The sequence below is a fragment of the Streptococcus sp. HMSC056C01 genome (assembly GCF_001811305.1).
GTDB lineage: Bacteria > Bacillota > Bacilli > Lactobacillales > Streptococcaceae > Streptococcus.
The window spans coordinates 16,671-22,473 of the sequence record NZ_KV804195.1 but is presented as its reverse complement, the minus strand read 5'-3'; the positions used below and the strand labels follow the sequence as shown (position 1 = coordinate 22,473).

General features: G+C 41.4%; 2 protein-coding genes. Both read left to right on the top strand.

From position 1 onward, the window contains the following. The first annotated feature begins 302 nt into the window (after positions 1-302). A complete protein-coding gene (locus HMPREF2795_RS04155; RefSeq protein WP_075228296.1) occupies positions 303-1,286 on the top strand; it encodes an acetylxylan esterase in 984 nt (327 codons plus the stop codon). A 368-nt stretch (positions 1,287-1,654) separates the two neighbouring features. Beyond that, positions 1,655-5,659, top strand: a complete 4,005-nt coding sequence (locus HMPREF2795_RS04150; protein WP_261675673.1) for an SIALI-17 repeat-containing surface protein — start codon at positions 1,655-1,657, stop codon at positions 5,657-5,659. Positions 5,660-5,803 lie beyond the last annotated feature (144 nt).

Sequence of the window (5,803 nt, the reverse complement as noted above, 5' to 3'; positions counted from 1 at the left end):
CAAACTAGGAAGCTAGCCGCAGGTTGCTCAAAGCCCGGCTTTGAGGTTGCAGATAAAGCTGACCTAGTTTGGATTTGAGTATAAGACTAGTTTTCAATGACTCTTGGATGAGAAACCAAAGAAGCTGTTATTCTTTGAAAGTGTATTGAATGTATACAGAATGGAATGGATAAAACTACTTTCAGATAAGCTTTTATGAATCTTCAAAATTAAAATCACTTTCTATTTAATATATCAGTCTTGCATTGCCTTCCTTTATGTGCTAGAGTTATGGTAAAGGTTACAAAATCAAGGAGGGTTTTATGAGAAATCCAGCACTAATAGAAGAAATGAAAACTTACAGAGGGCGAGATGAAGTTCCGCAAGACTTTGACGATTTTTGGGATGGGGAAATAGAGAAGGTTTCAGTCTTACCAGATTACCAACTAGAGGAACGTGATTTTCGTATTCCAAATGTGAAGTGTTATGAGCTAACTTTTAAAGGTACACGTGATGGTCTTGTTTATGCACGTGTGGTCTTACCAAAATCTGAACATAAAGTACCAGTTATTTTTCACTTCCATGGCTATATGGGACGTTGTTGGGATTGGACAGATATGTTGGCCTTTACAGTCGCTGGTTATGGTGTTGTATCTATGGATGTCCGTGGTCAGTCTGGTTACTCACAAGATGGGTTACGTTCGCCTCTCGGAAATACAGTTAAGGGCCAAATCATTCGTGGTGCAGTAGAAGGAAAAGAGCAACTCTTCTATAAGGATGTTTATCTTGATATTTATCAATTAGTTGAGATTGTAGCTAGCTTCCCACAAGTGGATGAAGGCCAATTAGCAAGCTATGGAGCTTCTCAAGGAGGAGCGCTGGCTCTGGTGGCTGCGGGGTTAAATCCACGGATTAAGCGAACCGTAGCTATTTATCCATTCTTGTCAGACTTTAGACGAGTGGTAGAGATTGGAAATACTAGCGAAGCCTATGATGAGCTCTTTCGTTACTTTAAGTTCCATGATCCATTCCATGAGACAGAAGAGCAGATTATGGAAACACTTAGTTATATCGATGTAAAAAATCTTGCCCATCGTATTAAGGGGGAAGTTCGGATGATTACTGGACTTGATGACGATGTCTGCTATCCAATCACTCAGTTTGCTATTTACAACCGTTTGACTTGTGAAAAGAGTTATCGTATCATGCCTGAATATGCTCATGAAGCCATGAATGTTCATGTCAATGATCAAGTTTACAACTGGTTATGTGGTAGTGAGATCCCCTTTACCTATCTTGGTCACTAAAAATTGAAAAAAAGCTCTGTAGTTTCGAATGAACTACAGGCTTTTCTTTATGTGCCCCAGATAATGAGAAAGTAGTTTTAGGTAGTTTGAAACTTCTAAATATCTTTGAAAGTAGAATCTATTATAGATTATAAAGTCTAAAATTTAGAATATTTATTATATAATATGATTAAGATAAAAAGTGAAAGGAGTATAGCTAGTTGCGAATCTTTTAACTTGGAATTTATAAAAGCGCAACAGCATTTCATTTACAAAGAATGGCAATTCCATTCAATAATACAGTTTCTTATTTGCAGCTAGTCTGAGTGGCTAAAAATTTTAAGCAAAAAAGAAAGCGCTTTATTTTTTAAAATAACGGAAGGGAAAACATGAATCAGAGAGATTTTGATAGAAAACAGAGATATGGAATTCGGAAATTTGCAGTTGGAGCAGCTTCAGTAGTGATTGGAGCGGTTGTTTTTGGTGCTGCACCGGCTTTGGCTCAAGAGGCACCATCAACGAATGGTGAAACAGCGGGGCAATCTTTGCCAGAATTGCCTAAGGAAGTAGAGACAGGAAATCTAGCTAATTTAGATAAGGAGCTTGCAGGCCAAGTAACCACAGTAAATAATAGTGGAACAGAAGTGAGCCGTGAAGAGTTGCAAGCAAACCCAGCGTCTGAAAAACCAACCGGAACAGAAACATCAAACGAAACTCCAGCTACAGAGAGTAAAGACGAAGAAGAAGTTGGAAACATTCCGCGTGACTTTTATGCAAGAGAGTTGGAAAATGCCAATACTGTTATAGAGAAAGAAGATGTTGAAACCAATCCTTCAAACGGTCAAAGAGTTGACATGAAGGAAGAGCTAGACAAGCTTAAAAAACTTCAAAATGCGACCATTCATATGGAGTTTAAGCCAGATGCATCTGCTCCACGTTTTTACAACCTCTTCTCAGTTTCTAGTGATACTAAAGTAAATGAGTATTTCACTATGGCCATCCTTGATAACACAGCTATCGTTGAAGGTCGTGATGCAAATGGAAATCAATTCTATGGTGATTATAAAACTGCTCCTTTGAAAATTAAGCCAGGTGAGTGGAACTCTGTAACCTTTACAGTTGAAAGACCAAATGCTGACCAACCAAAAGGTCAGGTTCGCGTCTATGTAAATGGTGTCTTGTCGCGCACAAGTCCTCAGTCTGGTCGCTTCATCCAAGACATGCCAGATGTCAACCATGTACAAATCGGTACAACAAAACGTACAGGCAAAAACTTCTGGGGTGCTAATCTTAAAGTCCGTAATCTAACGGTTTATGATCGTACTCTTTCTCCAGAAGAAGTTAAAAAACGTAGCCAACTTTTTGAAAGAGGAGAGTTGGAGAAGAAACTTCCTGAAGGAGCAGAAGTTACTGATAAACTGGATGTTTTTGAAGGTGGTGAGAACCGCAAGCCAAATAAAGATGGTATCGCAAGCTACCGCATTCCTGCCCTGCTGAAAACTGATAAAGGAACCTTGATTGCTGGTGCAGATGAGAGACGCTTGCATCACTCTGACTGGGGCGATATCGGTATGGTTGTTCGTCGTAGTGATGATAAGGGCAAAACGTGGGGAGATAGAATTGTCATCTCAAATCCTCGGGACAATGAGAATGCCAGAAGAGCTCATGCGGGATCACCAGTCAACATTGACATGGCCCTAGTCCAAGATCCGAAAACTAAGCGAATCTTCTCTATTTTTGATATGTTCGTAGAAGGTGAAGCTGTCAGAGATTTACCAGGAAAAGCACCACAAGCCTATGAGCAAATTGGAGATAAGGTTTATCAGGTTCTATACAAAAAAGGTGAAGCAGGACGTTATACAATCCGTGAAAATGGTGAAGTCTTTGACCCTGAAAATAGAAAGACAGAATACCGTGTTGTAGTTGATCCTAAGAAACCAGCCTATAGTGATAAGGGTGACCTTTACAAGGGTGAGGAACTAATCGGTAATGTCTACTTTGATTACAGCGACAAGAATATCTTTAGAGTTTCAAACACCAACTATCTCTGGATGTCTTATAGTGATGACGATGGTAAAACTTGGTCTGCACCAAAAGATATTACATACGGCATTCGTAAGGACTGGATGCACTTCTTAGGTACTGGACCTGGTACAGGTATTGCCTTACATTCAGGACCTCATAAAGGGCGTCTTGTTATCCCTGCCTACACTACAAATAACGTATCCTACCTAAGTGGTTCTCAGTCTTCACGCGTCATTTACTCAGATGACCATGGTGAAACTTGGCACGCTGGTGAAGCGGTCAATGATAACCGTCCAGTAGGTAACCAAACAATTCATTCTTCAAATATGAATAATCCAGGTGCTCAAAATACTGAGTCAACTGTTGTTCAGTTGAATAATGGGGATCTCAAACTCTTCATGCGTGGATTGACAGGGGATTTGCAAGTTGCAACGAGTAAAGACGGTGGAGCAACTTGGGAAAAAGATGTAAAACGCTATTCAGATGTCAAAGATGTCTACGTTCAAATGTCTGCCATTCATACGGTACAAGATGGTAAGGAATATATCATCCTCAGTAATGCAGGTGGGCCAGGACGTTACAATGGTCTGGTGCACTTAGCGCGTGTGGAAGCCAATGGAGACCTAACTTGGCTCAAGCACAATCCAATTCAAAGTGGCAAATTTGCTTATAATTCCTTGCAAGATCTTGGGGACGGTGAATTTGGCTTGCTTTATGAGCATGCAACTGCCACTCAAAATGAATATACCTTGTCTTATAAGAAATTCAACTGGGATTTCTTAAGCAAGGATAGAATTGCTCCAACAAAAGCAACTGTAAAAAATGCTGTGGAGATGAGCAAAAATGTCATTGCTCTAGAATTTGATTCTGAAGTATTGGTGAATCAACCACCAGTTCTTAAATTGGCAAATGGGAACTTTGCGACTTTCTTGACGCAATACGATACAAAAACATTGCTTTTCGCAGTTAACAAGGAAGATATTGGTCAAGAAATTACAGAAATCATTGATGGTGCAATTGAGAGCATGCATAATTTGCCTGTAAGTCTTGAAGGTGCAGGAGTCCCTGGTGGTAAAAATGGAGCAAAAGCAGAAATCCATGAAGTCCCAGAATTTACAGGTGCAGTCAATGGTGAAGAAGGTGCAGTTCATGAGGCTCCAGCCTTTGATGGTGGTGTCAACGGTGAGGAAGCCGCTGTTCATAATGTGCCAGCCTTTGAAGGTGGTGTGAACGGCGAAGAAGCCGCTGTTCATGAAGTTCCAGAAATAGAGGTTGAAGAAAATCCACCGGGAACTATTCATGAAGTCCCAGAATTCGAAGGTGGAGTCAATGGTGCTGAAGCAGCCATTCATGAGATTCTGGACTTCGAAGGTGGTGTGAACGGTGAGGAAGCCGCGGTCCATGAAGTTCCAGAAGGTAGTCTAGTAGAAAGCTCAAAAGGAGAGTCTGCCGTTCATGAAGTTCCAGCTTTTGAAGGTGGCGTCAATGGTGAGGAAGCAACTAAATCAGAAGTCCCAGAATTTGAAGGTGGTGTCAATGGTGAGGAAGGAGCTAAGGCAGAGAGTCCAGAGTTCGAAGGCGGAGTCAATGCAGTAGAAGCAGCTAAAGCAGAGAGTCCAGAGTTCGAAGGTGGTGTCAATGGTGAGGAAGCAGCTAAGTCAGACGCATCAGCCTTCGAAGGTGGAGTCAATGGAGAAGAAAGTGCGAAGGCAGAGGCGCCAGAATATACAGGTGGTGTTAATGGAGTAGAGGCCGCTAAGTTAGAAGTTCCAGAATACACAGGTGGCGTCAATGGATTAGAATTTGCTAAGTTAGAAGCTCCAGAATACACAGGTGGCGTTAATGGAGTAGAGGCCGCTAAGTTAGAGGTTCCAGAATACACAGGTGGCGTCAATGCAGTGGAATCTTCTAAGTTAGAAGTTCCAGAGTACACAGGCGATGTCAATGGAGTAGAGGCCGCTAAGTTAGAGGTTCCAGAATATACAGGCGGTGTTAATGGAGTAGAGGCTACTAAGTTAGAAGTTCCAGAGTACACAGGTGGTGTCAATGGAGTAGAGGCCGCTAAGTTAGAGGTTCCAGAATACACAGGCGGTGTCAATGGGCTAGAAGCTGCGAGTACAGAAGTTCCAGCGTATGTAGGTGGTGTAAACAGTGCTGAAGCTGCTGTCCATGAGGTCTCAGAGTATAAGGGAGAACAGTCAATTGTGGTTCAGGCTATGGCACAAGATAAAACTTATCAAGCCCCTGCTGCTCGTCAGCAACTTCTTCCTGAAACAGGAAGTGAAGCTGTTGCTCCTCTTGCATCTCTAGGACTTGTAGGCATGCTCCTAGGTATGTTTGCCATGGGCAAGAAAAAAGAAGATCAATGAAATAGTTAAAATCAACGAAATTCATAGAGAAATTTGATCTTATATTAGAAAGAGTCGTGACTAGAACTAGTTACGGCCTTTTTGATCTAGATAAATCAGGAGTCAAATAGTTAATACTCTTCGAAAATCAAATTCAAACCACGT